Annotated in this window: 12 protein-coding genes; 6 read left to right on the forward strand and 6 right to left on the reverse strand. The window is 67.8% G+C overall.

Features of this window, described 5'->3' with window-relative positions; all coding sequences use genetic code 11:
- Positions 1–29: 29 nt before the first annotated feature.
- Both mutS and ACTIFP_RS02600 read left to right on the forward strand, forming a co-directional pair.
- On the forward strand, positions 30–2693 hold the full coding sequence (gene mutS / locus ACTIFP_RS02595) for a DNA mismatch repair protein MutS (RefSeq protein ID WP_439567145.1): 2664 nt from the start codon (positions 30–32) through the stop codon (positions 2691–2693).
- Complete coding sequence (locus ACTIFP_RS02600) at positions 2690–5449, forward strand: [protein-PII] uridylyltransferase (protein ID WP_439567146.1); 2760 nt, start codon at positions 2690–2692, stop codon at positions 5447–5449. The genes mutS and ACTIFP_RS02600 overlap by 4 nt, the downstream gene beginning before the upstream one ends.
- On the opposite strand, the gene ACTIFP_RS02605 is transcribed toward ACTIFP_RS02600, so the two are convergent.
- The 5 genes from ACTIFP_RS02605 to ACTIFP_RS02625 form a co-directional block, all read right to left on the reverse strand.
- On the reverse strand, positions 5446–5997 hold the full coding sequence (locus ACTIFP_RS02605; RefSeq protein WP_439567147.1) for a methylated-DNA--[protein]-cysteine S-methyltransferase: 552 nt from the start codon (positions 5995–5997) through the stop codon (positions 5446–5448). The genes ACTIFP_RS02600 and ACTIFP_RS02605 overlap by 4 nt on opposite strands.
- 87 nt (positions 5998–6084) lie before the next feature.
- Positions 6085–8472: a phenylalanine--tRNA ligase subunit beta gene (pheT, locus tag ACTIFP_RS02610; protein ID WP_439567148.1), complete on the reverse strand. Its 2388-nt coding sequence runs from the start codon at positions 8470–8472 to the stop codon at positions 6085–6087.
- Positions 8469–9566, reverse strand: coding sequence for a phenylalanine--tRNA ligase subunit alpha (pheS, locus tag ACTIFP_RS02615; RefSeq protein ID WP_439567149.1), 1098 nt, complete (start codon positions 9564–9566; stop codon positions 8469–8471). The genes pheT and pheS overlap by 4 nt, the downstream gene beginning before the upstream one ends.
- 82 nt (positions 9567–9648) lie before the next feature.
- Positions 9649–10551 (reverse strand): helix-turn-helix domain-containing protein, encoded by a 903-nt coding sequence (locus tag ACTIFP_RS02620; RefSeq protein WP_439567150.1) that lies wholly within the window; start codon positions 10549–10551, stop codon positions 9649–9651.
- Between the two features lie 449 nt (positions 10552–11000).
- Positions 11001–11261, reverse strand: coding sequence for a hypothetical protein (locus ACTIFP_RS02625; RefSeq protein WP_439567151.1), 261 nt, complete (start codon positions 11259–11261; stop codon positions 11001–11003).
- Positions 11262–11370: 109 nt separating this feature from the next.
- Here ACTIFP_RS02625 and ACTIFP_RS02630 point away from each other — a divergent pair, with 109 nt between their 5' ends.
- Complete coding sequence (locus tag ACTIFP_RS02630; RefSeq protein WP_439567152.1) at positions 11371–12843, forward strand: helicase HerA domain-containing protein; 1473 nt, start codon at positions 11371–11373, stop codon at positions 12841–12843.
- Positions 12844–12851: 8 nt separating this feature from the next.
- Here the strand turns inward: ACTIFP_RS02630 and ACTIFP_RS02635 are convergent, their stop codons facing one another.
- Positions 12852–13049: a DUF1192 domain-containing protein gene (locus tag ACTIFP_RS02635; protein WP_439567153.1), complete on the reverse strand. Its 198-nt coding sequence runs from the start codon at positions 13047–13049 to the stop codon at positions 12852–12854.
- 137 nt (positions 13050–13186) lie between these two features.
- On the opposite strand from ACTIFP_RS02635, the gene ACTIFP_RS02640 reads away from it, so the two are divergent.
- From ACTIFP_RS02640 to ACTIFP_RS02650, 3 genes are all read left to right on the forward strand, one after another.
- Positions 13187–14164: an NAD(P)H-quinone oxidoreductase gene (locus ACTIFP_RS02640; protein WP_439567154.1), complete on the forward strand. Its 978-nt coding sequence runs from the start codon at positions 13187–13189 to the stop codon at positions 14162–14164.
- A gap of 152 nt (positions 14165–14316) precedes the next feature.
- Positions 14317–14952: a cell cycle transcriptional regulator TrcR gene (locus ACTIFP_RS02645; protein ID WP_439567294.1), complete on the forward strand. Its 636-nt coding sequence runs from the start codon at positions 14317–14319 to the stop codon at positions 14950–14952.
- A gap of 3 nt (positions 14953–14955) precedes the next feature.
- A complete protein-coding gene (locus tag ACTIFP_RS02650) occupies positions 14956–16092 on the forward strand; it encodes an MBL fold metallo-hydrolase (RefSeq protein ID WP_439567155.1) in 1137 nt (378 codons plus the stop codon).
- The last annotated feature ends 89 nt before the right edge of the window (positions 16093–16181 follow it).

Genomic DNA, 16181 nt, shown 5'->3' on the forward strand with positions numbered 1-16181 from the left:
TGCCGCCCCCAATCACTAAGCAGGGTCCGATGCCCGTCGCCGCTCCCAAACCCGCGAACAGCAACAGCGCCGCCCCCGCCGCAACGCCGATGATGGCGCAATATTGGGCGCTGAAGGATAAGGCGGGCGACTGCCTGCTGTTCTACCGCATGGGTGATTTTTTCGAACTGTTCTTCGACGATGCGAAGGCTGCGGCGGCGACGCTCGACATCGCGCTGACTGCGCGCGGCGAGCATGATGGGCAGCCGGTGCCGATGTGCGGGGTGCCGGTGCACGCCGCCGAATCCTATCTCGCGCGGCTGATCCGCGCCGGGCACCGCGTCGCGATCGCCGAACAGGTCGAAACCCCCGCCGAGGCGAAGGCGCGCGGCGGGTCGAAGGCGCTGGTGGCGCGCGCGATCGTCCGCTTCGTCACCGCAGGGACGCTGACCGAAGAAAGCCTGCTCGAAGGGCGCAGCGCCAACCGCCTTGCCGCGCTCGCCGAGGTTGGCAGCGAGGGCGAAGTGGCGATCGCTGCCGCCGATATTTCGACCGGACGGTTCGAGGTCGTCGCGGTGCGGCCCGAAGCGGTCGATGCCGAACTGGCGCGGCTCGCGCCGTCCGAGTTGCTGGTCAGCGAGGGCGCCGCCGAGGCACCGGCATGGACCGCGCGCCAGCTGGTGCGGCGACCCCCGGGCGATTTTTCGAGCACCGCGGCGCAGAAACGCCTCGAAGCCTTTTTCGGCGTCCAGACGCTCGACGGCTTCGGCGCCTTTTCGCGCGGCGAGATCGCCGCAATGGGCGCGCTTGTCGCCTATCTCGACCATGTCGGCACCGGGCAGCCGACCTTTCTCCAGCCGCCGCTCCGCGTGTCCGCCTCGGGGCGCATGGCGATCGACGCCGCGACGCGCGAAAGCCTCGAACTCGTCCGCACCATGGCGGGGACGCGCGACGGCAGCCTGCTCGGCACGATCGACCGCACCGTCACCGCCGCAGGGGCGCGGCTGCTCGCCGACGATCTCGCCAGCCCGCTCACCGACAAGGCGGTGATCCTCGACCGGCTCGACCTGGTCGACGGCCTTGCGCGCGATGCGCTGTGGCGCGGCGAACTGCGCGCCGCCTTGCGCGCGCTCCCCGACGCCGGGCGTGCGCTCGGCCGCCTCGTCGCGGGTCGCGGCGGGCCGCGCGACCTCGCGCAGTTGCGCGATGCACTCGGCGGCGCGCGGCTGCTGCGCGAACGCCTCGCGCGACGTCCCGACCTGCCGCCCTTGCTCGCGCGCCTGCTCCCCGCGCTCGACGGCCATGGTGCACTGGTCGACGAACTCAGCCGCGCGCTGATCGACACCCCGCCGGTCGATGCGGCGCAGGGTGGCTATATCGCCGAGGGCTATGACCATGCGCTTGACGCGCTGCGCGAAACCGCGCGCGACGGGCGCAAAGCGATCGCCGCGCTCGAAGCGGGCTATCGCGACCGCACCGGCATCGCCTCGCTCAAGATCCGCCATAACGGCGTGCTCGGCTATCATGTCGAGGTGCCCGCGAAGCACGCCGACGCGCTGATGCTCCCCGAATCGGGCTTCACCCACCGCCAGACGCTCGCGGGGGTCGTGCGCTTCAACTCGGCCGACCTGCACGAAGCCGCGAGCCGGGTGACGCAGGCGGGGGTGCATGCGGTCGCCGCCGAGGCGGCGCATCTCGAATCGCTTACCGACGCCGCCGTCGCGCGCCGCGAGGCCATCGCCGCGAGCTGCGACGTGCTGGCGCGGATCGATGTCGCCGCGGCGCTCGCCGACCATGCGATGAGCCATGGTTGGTGCCGCCCCGACCTTGTCGACACGCCGTGCCTCGACGTCGCCGGCGGGCGCCATCCGGTGGTCGAGGCGGCGCTGGCGAAAGCGGGCGAGCGCTTCGTCCCCAATGATGTGGCGCTGTCCGAAACCGACCGATTGTGGCTCGTCACCGGCCCGAACATGGGCGGCAAATCGACCTTCCTGCGCCAGAATGCGCTGATCGTTGTGCTCGCGCAAGCGGGCGGCTTTGTCCCCGCCGCCGCGGCGCGGCTTGGCCTCGTCGATAAATTGTTCAGCCGCGTCGGCGCCAGCGACAATCTGGCGCGCGGGCGCTCGACCTTCATGGTCGAGATGGTCGAGACCGCGGCGATCCTCGCGCAGGCGACCGAGCAAAGCTTCGTCATCCTCGACGAGGTCGGGCGCGGCACCTCGACCTACGACGGGCTGGCGCTCGCCTGGTCGGTGGTCGAGGCGGTGCACGAGGTCAACCGCTGCCGCTGCCTGTTCGCGACGCACTATCACGAACTCACCCGGCTTGCCGAAACGCTGGGCGCGCTGTCGCTCCACCACGTCCGCGCGCGCGAATGGCAGGGCGATCTGGTGCTGCTCCACGAGCTCGCCGAGGGGCCCGCCGACCGCAGCTACGGCCTCGCGGTCGCGCGCCTCGCGGGGGTTCCCGCGGGGGTGGTCAAGCGCGCCGAGGCGGTCCTCGCCAAACTCGAAGCGGGGCGCGAGGCGACCGGCGGCCTCGCCGCGGGGCTCGACGACCTGCCGCTATTCGCCGCGACGCTCGCCGCCGCGCCCGCTGCGGCGAAGGATGTGCTGCGCGACGCGCTCGCCAGCATCGACCCCGACGCGCTCGCTCCGCGCGAGGCGCTCGACGCGCTTTACAAGCTCAAACGCCTGCTGGCGGACGAGGCATGAGCGACCTGTTCGACAATCTCGACCAGCGCCGCGCGATCATCGATCGCCGCGCGCTGGCGGGCCAGCTCGACGACATCGCCGCGGGCACCCCTGATACCGCGGCGCGGCGCCGCGCGATGGTCGCGCTCTTGAAGGCGGCGCTCGACGACGGGCGCGCCGAGATCGACCGCCGCCTGCTCGCGCGTCCGTCGGCGGGGCGCGTCGCGGCGAACGCCACCGCCTTCCTGATCGACCAGATCATCCGGCTCAGCCATGATTTCACCATCGGCTATCTCTATCCGTCGGCGAACCGCTCGGCGGGCGAGCGGCTGACGCTGATCGCGGTCGGCGGCTATGGCCGCGGCGAAATGGCGCCGCACAGCGACATCGACATCGGCTTCCTCACCCCGTTCAAACAGACGAGCTGGACCGAACAGGTGATCGAGGCACAGCTCTACACGCTGTGGGATCTGGGACTGAAGGTCGGCCATTCGTCGCGCTCGCTCGACGAGATGGTGCGCGCCGCGAAGGACGACCTCACCATCCGCACCGCGCTGCTCGAAGGCCGCTTCATCTGGGGCGACCGCGCGCTGTACGATCAGGCGTCGGCGCGCTTCGACGCCGAGGTCGTCGCCGGCAACGCGCGGGCGTTCGTCGCCGAAAAGCTCGCCGAACGCGATGAGCGCCACAAGCGCATGGGCGATTCGCGCTATGTCGTCGAACCCAATGTGAAGGAGGGCAAGGGGGGGCTGCGTGATCTTCACACGCTGTTCTGGATCGGCAAGTTCATCCACCGCGTCCGCACCGTGCCCGAGCTGGTCGATGCGGGCTTGCTCAGCGCCCGCGAGCTCAGGCAATTCGAACGCGCGGAAAATTTCCTGCTCGCCGTCCGCTGCCACCTCCATATTCTGGCGGGGCGCGCCGAGGATCGGCTGACCTTCGACTTCCAGCCCGAAATCGCGCGCCGGATGCACTTCGCCGACCGGCCGGGGAAGAGCGCGGTCGAACGCTTCATGCAGCTCTATTTCCTCCACGCGAAAAGCGTCGGCGACGTCACCGGCACCTTCCTTGCGCACCTCGACGACCAGATGGCGGCGCGCGGGCGGCGTTTTTTGCCGACGATCCGGCGGCGCCCCGGCAAGCTCAATGGCTTTGTCCTTGACCGCGGCCGCCTCGCGCTACCCGGCGACGATTTCTTTCAGGCCGACCCGGTGCGGTTGATCGAGATTTTCGCGCTCGCCGACAAGCATGGCCTCGAAATCCATCCGCAGGCGATGCGTCAGGCGCGCCACGACGCAAAGCTGATCGACGCGCGCGGGGTGCGCCGCATTGCCAAGGCGAACGCGCTGTTCCTCGATGTGCTGACGTCCCCACGCGACCCCGAAACGGTGCTGCGCTGGATGAACGAGGCGGGGGTGTTCGGCCGCTTCGTCCCCGATTTCGGCCGCGTCGTCGCGCAGATGCAGTTCGACATGTATCATCACTACACCGTCGACGAACATACGATCCGCGCCATCGGGCTGCTCGCCGACATCGAACAGAACCGGCTCGAGGGCGACCATCCGCTGTCGACGTCGATCATGGGTCAGATCCATTCGCGCCGCGTTCTTTATTGCGCGGTGCTGCTCCACGACATCGCCAAGGGGCGCGGCGGCGACCATAGCGTGCTCGGCGCCGAACTGGCGCTGCGTGTCTGCCCGCGGCTGGGGCTGAGCGAGGCCGAGACCGAAACCGTCTCGTGGCTGGTGCGCTATCATCTGCTGATGTCGGCGACCGCGTTCAAGCGCGACCTCGCCGATTTCAAGACGATCCTCGATTTTGCCGGCCAGGTGCAAAGCCCTGAGCGGTTGCGCCTGCTGCTCGTGCTGACGGTGGTCGATATTCGCGCCGTCGGCCCGGGGGTGTGGAACAGCTGGAAACGGCAGTTGCTCACCGAGCTGTACGACGCCGCCGAGGAAGTGCTGCGGCTCGGTCACAAGCAGCGCGGCCGCGAACAAAGGATCGCGAGCAAAAAGGCCGATGCGGCGGCGCTGCTCGGGCTCGACGACAAGGGCTTTGCCCGCCTCGCCAGGCGCCTGCCCGAAAGCTATTGGATCGCCGAGCCGGTCGAGGTCATCGCCGCCAACCTCACCCATATGCAGCAGGCGGGCAGCGCGCCGTTGCATATCGCCGCGGTGCCCGATCAGGATCGCGGCGCGACGCTGGTGATGGTGCTCGCCGCCGACCATCCCGGGCTGTTCTATCGCATCGCCGGGGGCATCCACCTTGCCGGCGGCAACATCATCGACGCGCGCATCCACACCACCCGCGACGGCCTCGCGCTCGACAATTTCCTCGTCCAGGATCCGCTCGGCCGCCCGTTTGCCGAGGCGGGGCAGATCGGCCGGCTGACCCGCGCGATCGAAGACGCGCTCGCCAACCGCCACAAATTGCTGCCCAAACTCGAAGCCCGCGCGCTGCCGCGCACCCGCGCCGAAGCGTTCCGCATCGCCCCCAATGTGTTCGTCGACAACAAGGCATCGAACCGCTTCACGGTGATCGAGGTCAACGCGCAGGACCGCCCCGCGCTGCTCAACCAACTCGCCTATGCGCTGTTCCAGTCGAAGGTCACCGTGCACAGCGCCCATGTCGCCACCTATGGCGAACGCGCGGTCGACACCTTTTATGTCACCGACCTGATCGGCGACAAGATCGACAGCGCCGCGCGGGTGAAATCGCTGGAAAAACGCCTTCTCGAGGCGGCGACGAGTCAGAGCGAGGACGCGGTGGCGGCTTAGAAGTCGAACCCCTGCTGCATCGGACCAGCCGTCACGCCTTCGAGTTCGAGCATCCGCACCTTGGATAGCGAGCCGCCAGGCGCCGAGAAACCGCCGATTTTGCCGCCCGCAGCCATGACGCGGTGGCAGGGAATGATTAGCGGCACGGGATTCGTCGCCATGGCTTGTCCGACGGCACGAGCATATTCGGGTCCGGCGTCAAGCGCATGCGCGATGGCGCCATAGGTAGTCGTCTCGCCCCAGCCGAGCTTGCGCACCTGCTCGTACACCCGTGCGAAGAAGGGAGGCTGTTCACCCAGATCAACCCGTACATCGAAAAAATCGACCGGCTCTCCCGCGAAATACCGAACTATCGCATCAATGACGGCCTGTACGTCGGCCGACTGTTCCGTGCGCATCGCATCAGGCAGGCGGCGCAAGAGGGCGCGCTCGGTTTCGGGCGCGGTCGGCGCCGGCAGGCGCAGGGTTGTGACACGGCCGTCATGCCAGCCGATGGCCGCGACGCCGACGGCGGTTCTGAAAAGCTGATAATGCTTGTTGTCGGCCATGACCCGTTCTCCACCAGCATGGATATAAGACAGGTTTTCGCCGAAACCATATTGCCGCTTCCCGCCCCTTCTGGCTGGCAAGGACGGTTACCCCCGCAGCACCGCCCCAACCTTCGCCGCCGCCGCGACCACCTTGTCGGCGATCGCCTTCAGCTCGGCATCGGTGAAGCTTTTCTCCACCGGCTGCAATTCGACCTCGACCGCCAGGCTCACCTGACCTTCGGGCACGCCCTGCCCGGTGAAACGGTCGAACAGGCGAGCATCGGTGATGCTCGCCTTGTCGGCGCCGCGGATCGCGCGGACCAGGTCGGCGGCGGTCAGGCTGGTCGAGGCCAGGAACGCGAAGTCGCGGCGCACCGACTGCAGCGCGGGCGGGGTGAAGGCGGCCCGCGCCGGGCTGCTCGCGCGCTTTGCCGGGATCGCATCGAGGAAAATCTGCACCGCCATCACCGGCCCATCGACATCGAAATGCCGGGTGAGCAGTGGGTGGAGCGCGCCGAACTCGGCGAGCACCGCCTTGGGGCCGAGCCGCAGCGTCGCCGACTGGCCGGGGTGCCAGATGCTGCCCTCGGCGACCGCCTCCATCACCTGCAAGCGGTCGGCAGGGGCACCTGCGGCATCGAGCAGCGCCAGTGCCGCGGCCTTGGCGTCGAACGCATCGAACGGTGCGGCCTTGCCCGCCTGCCAGCCGCGCGCGCGCTTGTCGCCCGCCATCAGCACGGCCAGCGTCGGATGCTCGGCATCGGCCAGATAGCGCCGCCCGATTTCGAACAGGCGGATGCTGGATACGCCGCGGTTCTGGTTGCGCTGCGCCGCGCCGAGCAGGCCGGGGAGCAGCGACGGGCGCATGACCTTCAGATCTTCGCTGATCGGATTGGCGAGCGACCAGTCGCCGCCGCCGAACGGCGCCGCGTCGCGGTCGCTGATGAACGACCAGGTGACCGCTTCGGCGAACCCCGCCGCCGCGGCCGCGCGGCGCAGGCGGCGTTCGAGCATCTGTTCGGGGGTCGCGGTCGGTTTGGCGACTCCGTCCACGCGCGGCAACGCCACCGACGCGATCGCGTCGAACCCGGTGATGCGCGTGACTTCCTCGACCAGATCGGGGGCGCCGTCGATGTCGCGTCGCCAGCTTGGCACCGCGACCTGCCAGCGACCGCCCTGCTCGATCACCGAAAAACCAAGCGCGGTCAGGATCTCCTGCTGCCGTTCGGGCCCGATCGCGATGCCGCCGAGCGTCGCCGACAGCGCCGGGTCATAATCGACCGTCTTCACCTCGGCGGGCGGCGTTCCGGCGCGGGTCACCGCCGACGCGGTGCCGCCGCAAATCGCGAGCACATGCGCGGTGACGATCGCGGTCGCATCGTCGAGGAACGCCGGATCGACCCCGCGCTCGAAGCGGCTGCGCGCGTCGCTGGTCAGCGCCAGGGCTTGTCCGGTCAGCGCGATGCGCTCGGGGGTGAAGTAAGCGATTTCGAGCAGCACGTCGGTCGTCGTCTCGCTGCACCCGCTATGCTCGCCGCCCATGATGCCGGCGATGTCGTGGACGCCGCTGTCGTCGGCGAGCACCGTCATCGTATCGGTCAGGGCATATTCCTTGCCGTTGAGCGCGGTCGCCGTCTCGCCTGCCGTGGCGCGGCGCGCGACGAGCGCACCGGTCAGCTTGGCGCGGTCATAGATGTGGCTCGGGCGGCCGAGGTCGAACATCACATAATTGCTGATGTCGACGAGCGCCGAGATCGAGCGTTGTCCAACCGCTTCCAGGCGGCGGCGCATCCATTCGGGGGCGGTGCCGTTGGTGACGCCGCTGATCGTGCGGCCATAGAAAGCGGGGCAACCTCCAGGATCGTCGGTACGAATTTCGGTCGTCGGCGCGCCCTCGCCCGCGATCGTCGGGACGTCGAGCGGCTTCAGCGTGCCGAGCCCGGCGGCGGCGAGGTCGCGCGCGATGCCGCGCACCCCCATGCAATCCTGCCGGTTCGGGGTGATCGAAATATCGATCACCGGATCGCCTGCGCCGCTATAATCGGCAAAGCTGGTGCCGATCGGCGCATCGGCGGGCAGCTCGATGATCCCGTCATGGTCGTCGCCAAGCTCAAGCTCGCGCGTCGAGCACATCATGCCGTTCGATTCGACCCCGCGGACGGCGGCGACCTTCAGCTCCATCCCGTTCGCGGGCACCACCGCGCCGGGCAGTCCGAGCACGCCGACCAGTCCGGCGCGCGCATTGGGCGCGCCGCACACGACGGTCAGCGCCGCGCCGCCGTCGCCGGTATCGACCGTCAGCACCTGCAATTTGTCGGCCTGCGGGTGTTTCTCGGCGGTCAGCACGCGCGCGACGCGGAAGCCTTTCAGTTTGTCGGCCGGGTTCTCGACGCCTTCGACCTCATGGCCGATGCGGTTGAGCGTCGCGACGACGTCGTCGACGCTCGCGGACGTTTCCAGATGCTCCTTCAGCCAGTCGAGGGTGATCTTCATGCCGAAATCCCCCCGCTCAGCGTCGGGACACTCAGCGCGCCAAATCCATAATGGGCGAGCCAGCGCAGGTCGCCATCGAAGAAGGCGCGCAGGTCGTCCATGCCATATTTCAGCATCGCCAGCCGATCGACCCCGACCCCAAAGGCAAAGCCCTGCCACTCGTCGGGATCGAGCCCGCAATTGGCGATGACGCGGCGGTTGACCATCCCGCTGCCGAGCAGCTCCATCCACGCATGACCATCATCGTCGCCATGCCCGCCGACGATGCGGCGGCCCTTTTCCTGCTTGTAACCGACGTCCACTTCCGCCGAGGGTTCGGTGAAAGGGAAATAGCTCGGGCGCAGCCGCAGCACGATGTCGTCGCGCTCGAAATAGGCCTTCAGGAAGGTCTCCAGCGTCCATTTGAGGTGGCCGAGCGTGATCCCCTTGTCGATCACCAGCCCTTCGATCTGGTGGAACATCGGCGTGTGCGTCGCGTCGCTGTCGCTGCGATAGACGCGGCCCGGCGCGATGATGCGGATCGGCGGGGCTTCAGACATCATCGTCCTAATTTGCACCGGCGATGTGTGCGTCCGCAGCAACATACGCTGCGCGGCACCTTCGCCAACTTCCGGGAAATAGAAGGTGTCGTGCATCGCGCGTGCGGGATGCGTTTCGGGAATGTTGAGCGCGGTGAAATTGCGCCAATCGTCCTCGATCTCGGGACCGGTCGCGACGGCAAAGCCCATATCGGCAAAGATTTCGGCGAGCTCGTCCATCACCTGGCTCACCGGGTGGACGCTGCCGCGCGGGGCGGTGTCGGCGGGGAGCGACATGTCGATCGCCTCGGCGGCGAGCTTGATGTCGATCGCGGCGGCGTCGAGCGCCGCCTTGCGGTCGGCGATCGCGGCGGTGACGGCTTCGCGCAGGGCGTGGATCAACGGCCCCTGTTCCTGCCGCTCATCGGGGGTCATCCCGCCCAGCGATTTCAGCAGCGCGGTAACGCTGCCCGCCTTGCCCAGCGCGGCGACGCGCAGCGCCTCGAGCGCGTCGAGGTCGCTCGCCGCCCTTATGTCGTCGACCAGCCGGGTCTGGGTGGCCTGGATATCGCTCATCGTCATTTATCCTGCAACGGCCGCGCTTCGCCCGCGCCGCCGCTTGCACCGAACGCGATGCGTGGGTCAAGCCCTTGGGGGGTCAACCCCCGGGCTTGTGCAGCCCCTGCACTGCGGCGCCCGCTGCGGCGGCGCGGGCTTTGGCAGCGGCGCCCAGGATCGGTTTGGGCCGCGCCGCATAGTCGCGCGGGCTCATACCCATGAATTTGGCGAAGTCGCGGGTGAATTGCGCCTGGTCGTAATAATGATGATCCATCGTATCGATCCACGCCATCGACGGGTCGAGCATGAAGCGCGCCAGCGAGCGCAGGAAACGCTGGCGGCGAAGCAGCAGCTTGGGCGAAAAGCCGAAGGCGCGGTGGCTCAATCGTTCGATCGAGCGTTCGGACAGCTCCAGCTTGGCCGAAAGGTCGGCGACGGTCGCCAGCTCGTCGTCGACCAGCGCGCGGTGCGCCGCCAGGATCGCCGGGTCGTCGGGTGGCGCGCGACCGAGCAGGGCGCAGAAATAGGCGTCGATCATCGCCGCGGCGGCATCGACGTCGTTCACCTCGCGCAACTTCCCCCCGAGCGGCGCGAAAGCGGCAAAGGCGGGGTGAGCGGCGCCGTCGCAAAACCGGTCGGCCAGATCGTCGGCAGGCAGCGGGATGAATTTCGCCCAACCCAGCGGCACGACGCCGATGCCCCACACGCGCATGGTGCCGGTCGCGAAATAGGTGGCGGTGCTGGTCGGGCCGGTGGCGATAAAGCGCGGCGTGGCGATGACCGGCGCGCCGCCCACCGACGCCAGCGGCACCTCGCCTTCGACAAAGCGCAAATTTGCCCATTCGGGATGCAGATAATCATCGACGCGGGTGCCCGCCGGGACCGACACTTCGGTCAGATAGATCGTGCTGAGATAGGGGCGCAGCGGCGCCGACACCGCGAAAAAGCGAGTGGAGATTCGGACGTCGGACGGATCCGGCGCGGCGGTGTCGCTGTTTAGCATCGACTTTCCTCTAGCCGTCATTAACGACGAAAAACAACATTTTGACGCCATTTCTTGTCGGGTTTTTACAATTTTCTACGCACCAACTTCGCCATAGTTGCGCGGTGAGGCTCGGCAAGCGGGCGGGTGAGACGAATATCGGGAGGTCGCGGCGACGGCAGAGTGGTGGCGCCAAATGAGGGGGATTTGGCGGCGACCTGAAAACAGACGATAGATTTTTCCGAGCTTCGTCCCGGCCGGCAGCTTTCTGCGACCCACGGCTTTTCGGAACGGGCGGGGGGGCGATGGTTTCCACTGGAGCCATTGTCGGGGCGGCGCGAAGCGAAAGCTTCGCGCCGCTTCTTCGTTCGGATGCGGTCGTTTGGGGTAGGGGCGGATGTTGCTCAATATCGTCGGCTCCGCCTGCGCGGCGGCGACGGCTGATTTCGGCGGCTTCCCGGCGCTGACGATCAACCCTCGCCCGCGCGATCCGCCATATCCATGAAATCGCGCGCGATGTTGCGTTCGGCTTCATCCTTGAACGCGACATCCAGGTCGGGGGCGACGCCGAGCATGTACATCAGCGCCCACAGCGCGAAGCGGCGGCCGGGATTGGCTTCCAGGCCGAAGTCGACGCGCATGCGCTCGGTGCCCGCGGCATGCGCCTCGGGGTGGATCGCCGCGAGGTCGGCGGTGCCGAAGTAGCGGCGGAGCTGGTCGTCGAAATCCATGTCCCCTTTTCGTGGTTTTGTCGGCCTTGGCAAGGCGGCGCGGAAAAATCGGGTGGTTCGAAACGGCGCTCGGTTGTCTTTGGGCAAGCGCCCCGATAGGGCGGCGTCCGTGAAGACGAGCATCGAGATCGGAACCGACAGCGGCGGGCAGGGCGTGCATATCAACGTCCAGGAACTGCTGGCGACGCGCCTGCTTGTCCAGGGCAATTCGGGGTCGGGCAAGTCGCACCTGCTGCGCCGCATTCTCGAGGAAAGCGCCGCGCTGGTGCAGCAGATCGTGATCGATCCCGAGGGTGATTTTGTCACCCTCGCCGATGTGTACAGCCATGTCGTGATCAACGGCGGCGATTATAATGAGCGCGAGATCGCGGCGATGGGCGCGCGCATCCGCGAACATCGCGCGTCGATTGTCCTCAGCCTCGAATCGCTCGACATCGAGGCGCAGATGACCTGCGCCGCGGCGTTTTTGAACGCGTTGTTCGACGCGCCGCGCGAACATTGGTTTCCGGCGCTGGTGGTGGTCGACGAGGCGCAGATGTTCGCGCCGAGCGTCGCAGGCGATGTGTCGGACGCTGTCCGCCGCGCAAGTCTGTCGGCGATGACGAACTTGATGTGCCGCGGGCGCAAGCGCGGCCTTGCCGGCGCGATCGCGACGCAGCGGCTCGCCAAGCTCGCGAAGAATGTCGCCGCCGAGGCGAGCAATTTCCTGATGGGGCGCACCTTTCTCGACATCGACATGGCGCGCGCCGCCGACCTGCTCGGGATGGAGCGGCGGCAGGCCGAAGCGATCCGCGATCTGGAGCGTGGCCATTTCCTGGGGCTGGGTCCGGCGATCTCACGGCGCCCGCTCAGCATCCGCATCGGCGCGACGCAGACCGCGACGCGAATGGGGACGCACAGCCTGATGCCGCTGCCGCAAGCGGACGGCGCCGACATGCGATCGATGCTGTTCACCGAAATGGAGGCGCCAGCGGCGCCGCGCGTCTTCGCGCCCGAACCCGCGCCGGTCGCGGCGAGCGAAGTGCTCGAACGCATTGCCGCGGTCGAGGGGCTGCACGACGACCGCGACGCGCCGGTCGTGCTCGACATCGTCGCCGCGGTCGAGGAAGCCGAGCAGAGCGATGCGGTGGTCGTCGCAATGCTTGAGGAGATGCTCGCCGATCCCGACAGCGCCTTCCAGCCCGAATCCTTCCTCTATCAGGATTTCTCGGTGCGCTGCCGGATGCAGAAACTGAAAAAAGTGCCGCTCGATCTGGCGGCGTTCCGCCGCCGTTTCGCGCTGGCCAAGGGTGGGGTGTTCGACCCGTCCGAACCGCGCTGGACCGAAGCGTTGCGCGTCGCCGAGCGGCTGCCCGACGACATGCTCGCGCCATTCCTGCAAATCGCGCGCGCCGCGATGGACGGCGACAGCTGCCCCGACGACGACGTGCTGGGCCGCGCCTATGGCAGCCGCTCGCCGGGGCGCATCCGGCGGCTGGTCGACTATATGGAAAAGCAGGGCGCGATCGTCGTCCGCTCCGATTTCGGCGGGCGCCGGTCGATCGGCATTCCCGAGCTGGGACTGAGCACCGAGGCGGAATAGCGGCCGCCCTACCCCTTTTTGAACAGCGACTCGGCGACCGCCTTGTGACTCGTTGCCGCGGCGCGGTGCGCCTTGACGCGGTCGATCTCGGCTTCGAGCGTCGCGATACGGTCATCGAGTTCGGCCAGCGACAGCGGATCGAGCGGTTGTCTGGTCAGCGCCGCGAGCCCATCGTCGCGGCGGCGGGGAAGGTCGTCATCGTCCATGGCGGTTCCTCTCTCTCGCTGGTCCGGGGTGGCAAGGCGGCGAGTGTTGACCCGGTGCGCCACGCTGTCAATAAGGTGGCCGAGAGGGCGAATTGAAAAGTGGGGGAAATTTCAACGTGATCAGCCTGCCAGCGAGCATGACCGCGATCGCCATCAGCGCGCCCGGAGGGCCAGAGGTTCTGGTCCCCGCGCAGCGCCCGGTGCCGCAGCCGGGGCCGGACGAGGTGCTGATCCGCGTCGCCGCCGCCGGGGTTAACCGTCCTGACGTGTTGCAACGCATGGGCTATTACCCGCCGCCGCCGGGGGCATCGGACCTGCCCGGGCTGGAGATTGCCGGGACGATCGTCGCGGTCGGGCCGGGCTGTGATGCCGAGCTTTTGGGGCAGGCGGTGTGCGCGCTCGTCGCGGGCGGCGGCTATGCCGAATATTGCGTCGCCCCCGCGGGAAGCTGCCTGCCGGTGCCCAAGGGCTTTGCGATGGCCGAGGCCGCGGCGCTCCCTGAAACGATATTCACCGTCTGGCACAATCTGTTCGAACGGGCGTGGGTGAAGGACGGCGACACCGTGCTGGTCCATGGCGGCACCAGCGGCATCGGGACGACCGCGATCGGGCTATGCAAGCTGTTCGACATCCGGGTCATCGTGACCTGCGGCAGTGCCGACAAATGCGCCGCGGCGATGGCGCTCGGCGCGACCCAAGCGATCGATTATTCCGCCGACGATTATGTCGAGGCGGTGAAGGCGTTCACCGATGGGCGCGGGGTCGATGCGGTGCTCGATATGGTCGGCGGCGATTATCTGCCGCGCAACCTCGCCTGCCTGGCCGAGGACGGCCGCCATGTCACCATCGCATTCCAGCGCGGGATGAAGGTCGAGATCGACATCGCCGACGTCATGCGCCGCCGCCTGACGCTGACCGGATCGACGCTCCGCGCGCGCAGCCCCGATTTCAAGGCTGCGCTGGCCGACGAAATCCACCGTATCGTGTGGCCGCGCCTGGCCGAGAGCGGGTGGAAGCCGGCGATGGACCGGATCTTCCCGCTCGCCGAGGCCGGCGCGGCGCATGCACGGATGCAGGCCGGCGCGCATGTCGGGAAGATCGTGCTGATCGTCTGAGCGGCGGAAACGGGCGCCGCGCCGCGCCCCCTTGCCCCTTTTGCCAATCCGGTTTACAGCCACCCCCATTATTCGGCCGCTCCGCGAGGGGCGGCCCTTATTATTTGTGCTTTTGGAGAGCAGTCATGGCCAATCCCGATGCCACCCCGCTGATGCCGCATGCGACCGCCGCCTGGCTGGTCGACAACACCGGCCTCACCTTCATCCAGATCGCCGAATATTGCGGCATCCATATTCTGGAAGTACAGGCGATCGCCGACGAGACCGCGGCGACCAAATACACCGGCCGCGACCCGGTGCGCGCGCACGAGCTGTCGATGGACGAGATCGAAAAGGGTCAGAACGACCCCAATTACAAGCTCAAGATGAGCAAGCAGGCGCAGGACACGATCCGCCGCACCCGCGGCCCGCGCTACACCCCGGTCAGCAAGCGCCAGGACAAGCCCGACGGCATCGCGTGGATCCTGAAGAACCATCCCGAAGTATCCGATGGCGCGATCGGCAAGCTGATCGGCACCACGCGCAACACGATCAATGCGATTCGTGAGCGCAGCCATTGGAACAGCGCCAACATCGTCGCCAAGGATCCGGTGACGCTGGGCCTGTGTTCGCAGCGCGAGCTCGACGCGCTGGTTGCCAAGGCGGCGAAAAAGGCGGGGATTGCCGCACCGACCGACAACCGGTTCGAAGGCGACCGCGAAGCGCTGCTCGAAGAGTTGCGCGCCGAACGCACCGCCGCGAACGAGGCGCGCGCCGCCGAGGCAGCCGAAGCCGACGGCGAAGCCTGACCGATGTCGGGCAGCGATGACGACAATATCCCGGCGGCCAGCGGCTCGCCGGATGCTTCGCTGACCCAAGACGACAGCTTTACCGCGACCAGCCATGCGGGTCTGACCTACCCATGGGGTGAGGCTGCGCCGGGGGCGGGCGAGACGATCCGCATCGCGGGCGGGATCAGCTGGGCGCGCATCCCGATGCCGGGGTCGCTCGGCCATATCAACAGTTGGCTGCTCGACGACGACGCCGATGGCGCGGACGGGGTCGCGATCGTCGACACCGGCATCTGCCTGACCATGTGTTCGGACGCGTGGAAGGCGCTCTATGCGGGCGCCTTGAACGGCAAACGGATCACGCGCGTCATCGGGACGCACCTGCACCCCGACCATATTGGCCTCGCCGGCTGGATCGCGAAGAAACAGGGCGTCAAGCTGTGGATGACGCGCGGCGAGATGCTGACCGCGCGCGCGATCGTCGCTGATTCGTCTGACGCCGCCCCCGACGAGGTGCTGACGCAGTCGCGCGCCGCGGGCTGGGACGAAGCGGCGATCGAGACGCAGCGCTCGCGCGGCTGGAACATGTTCCAGCGTATGATCTTTCCGCTGCCACGCAGCTATGTGCGGATCGAGGACGGCGACCGGATTGACCTGGGCGCGCACCAGTGGCGCGTCGTGGTGGGATCGGGACACAGCCCCGAACATGCGTGCCTGTGGAACGAGCGCGAGGGCGTGCTGGTGTCGGGCGACCAGGTGCTGCCGCGGATCAGTTCGAACGTGTCGGTCAACATCACCGAACCCGACGCCGATCCGCTCGGCGAATGGCTGGCGTCGATCGACAAATTGCTGAGCGTCGTCCCCGCCGACGTCACCGTCTGCCCCGCGCATGGCGAACCGTTCAAGGGACTGCACGTCCGGTTGATGGCGCTGCGCGACGAGCATCGCATGCGGCTCTATAATCTGGCCGAAGCCGCGGCGCAGGCGCCGATGCGTGCGGTCGACAGTTTCCCGCTGCTGTTCAATCGCCCGATCGGCGAGCATAATCAGGGGCTGGCGACCGGCGAGGCGCTGGCGCATCTGAAACGGCTCGAAGTCGAGGGCCGGGTCCGGCGCGAAGACCGCGACGGCATATGGTGGTATCACGGCGTCGGGTGATCGGCCGATCCGGCTGGCATCGATCGCCAGCCGACATCCCTGGCGTATCCCCCAACGAAAAAGGGCGGCCCCGTCGGGACCGCCCTTGT

Source organism: Sphingopyxis sp., assembly GCF_051861155.1.
Classification (GTDB): domain Bacteria; phylum Pseudomonadota; class Alphaproteobacteria; order Sphingomonadales; family Sphingomonadaceae; genus Sphingopyxis.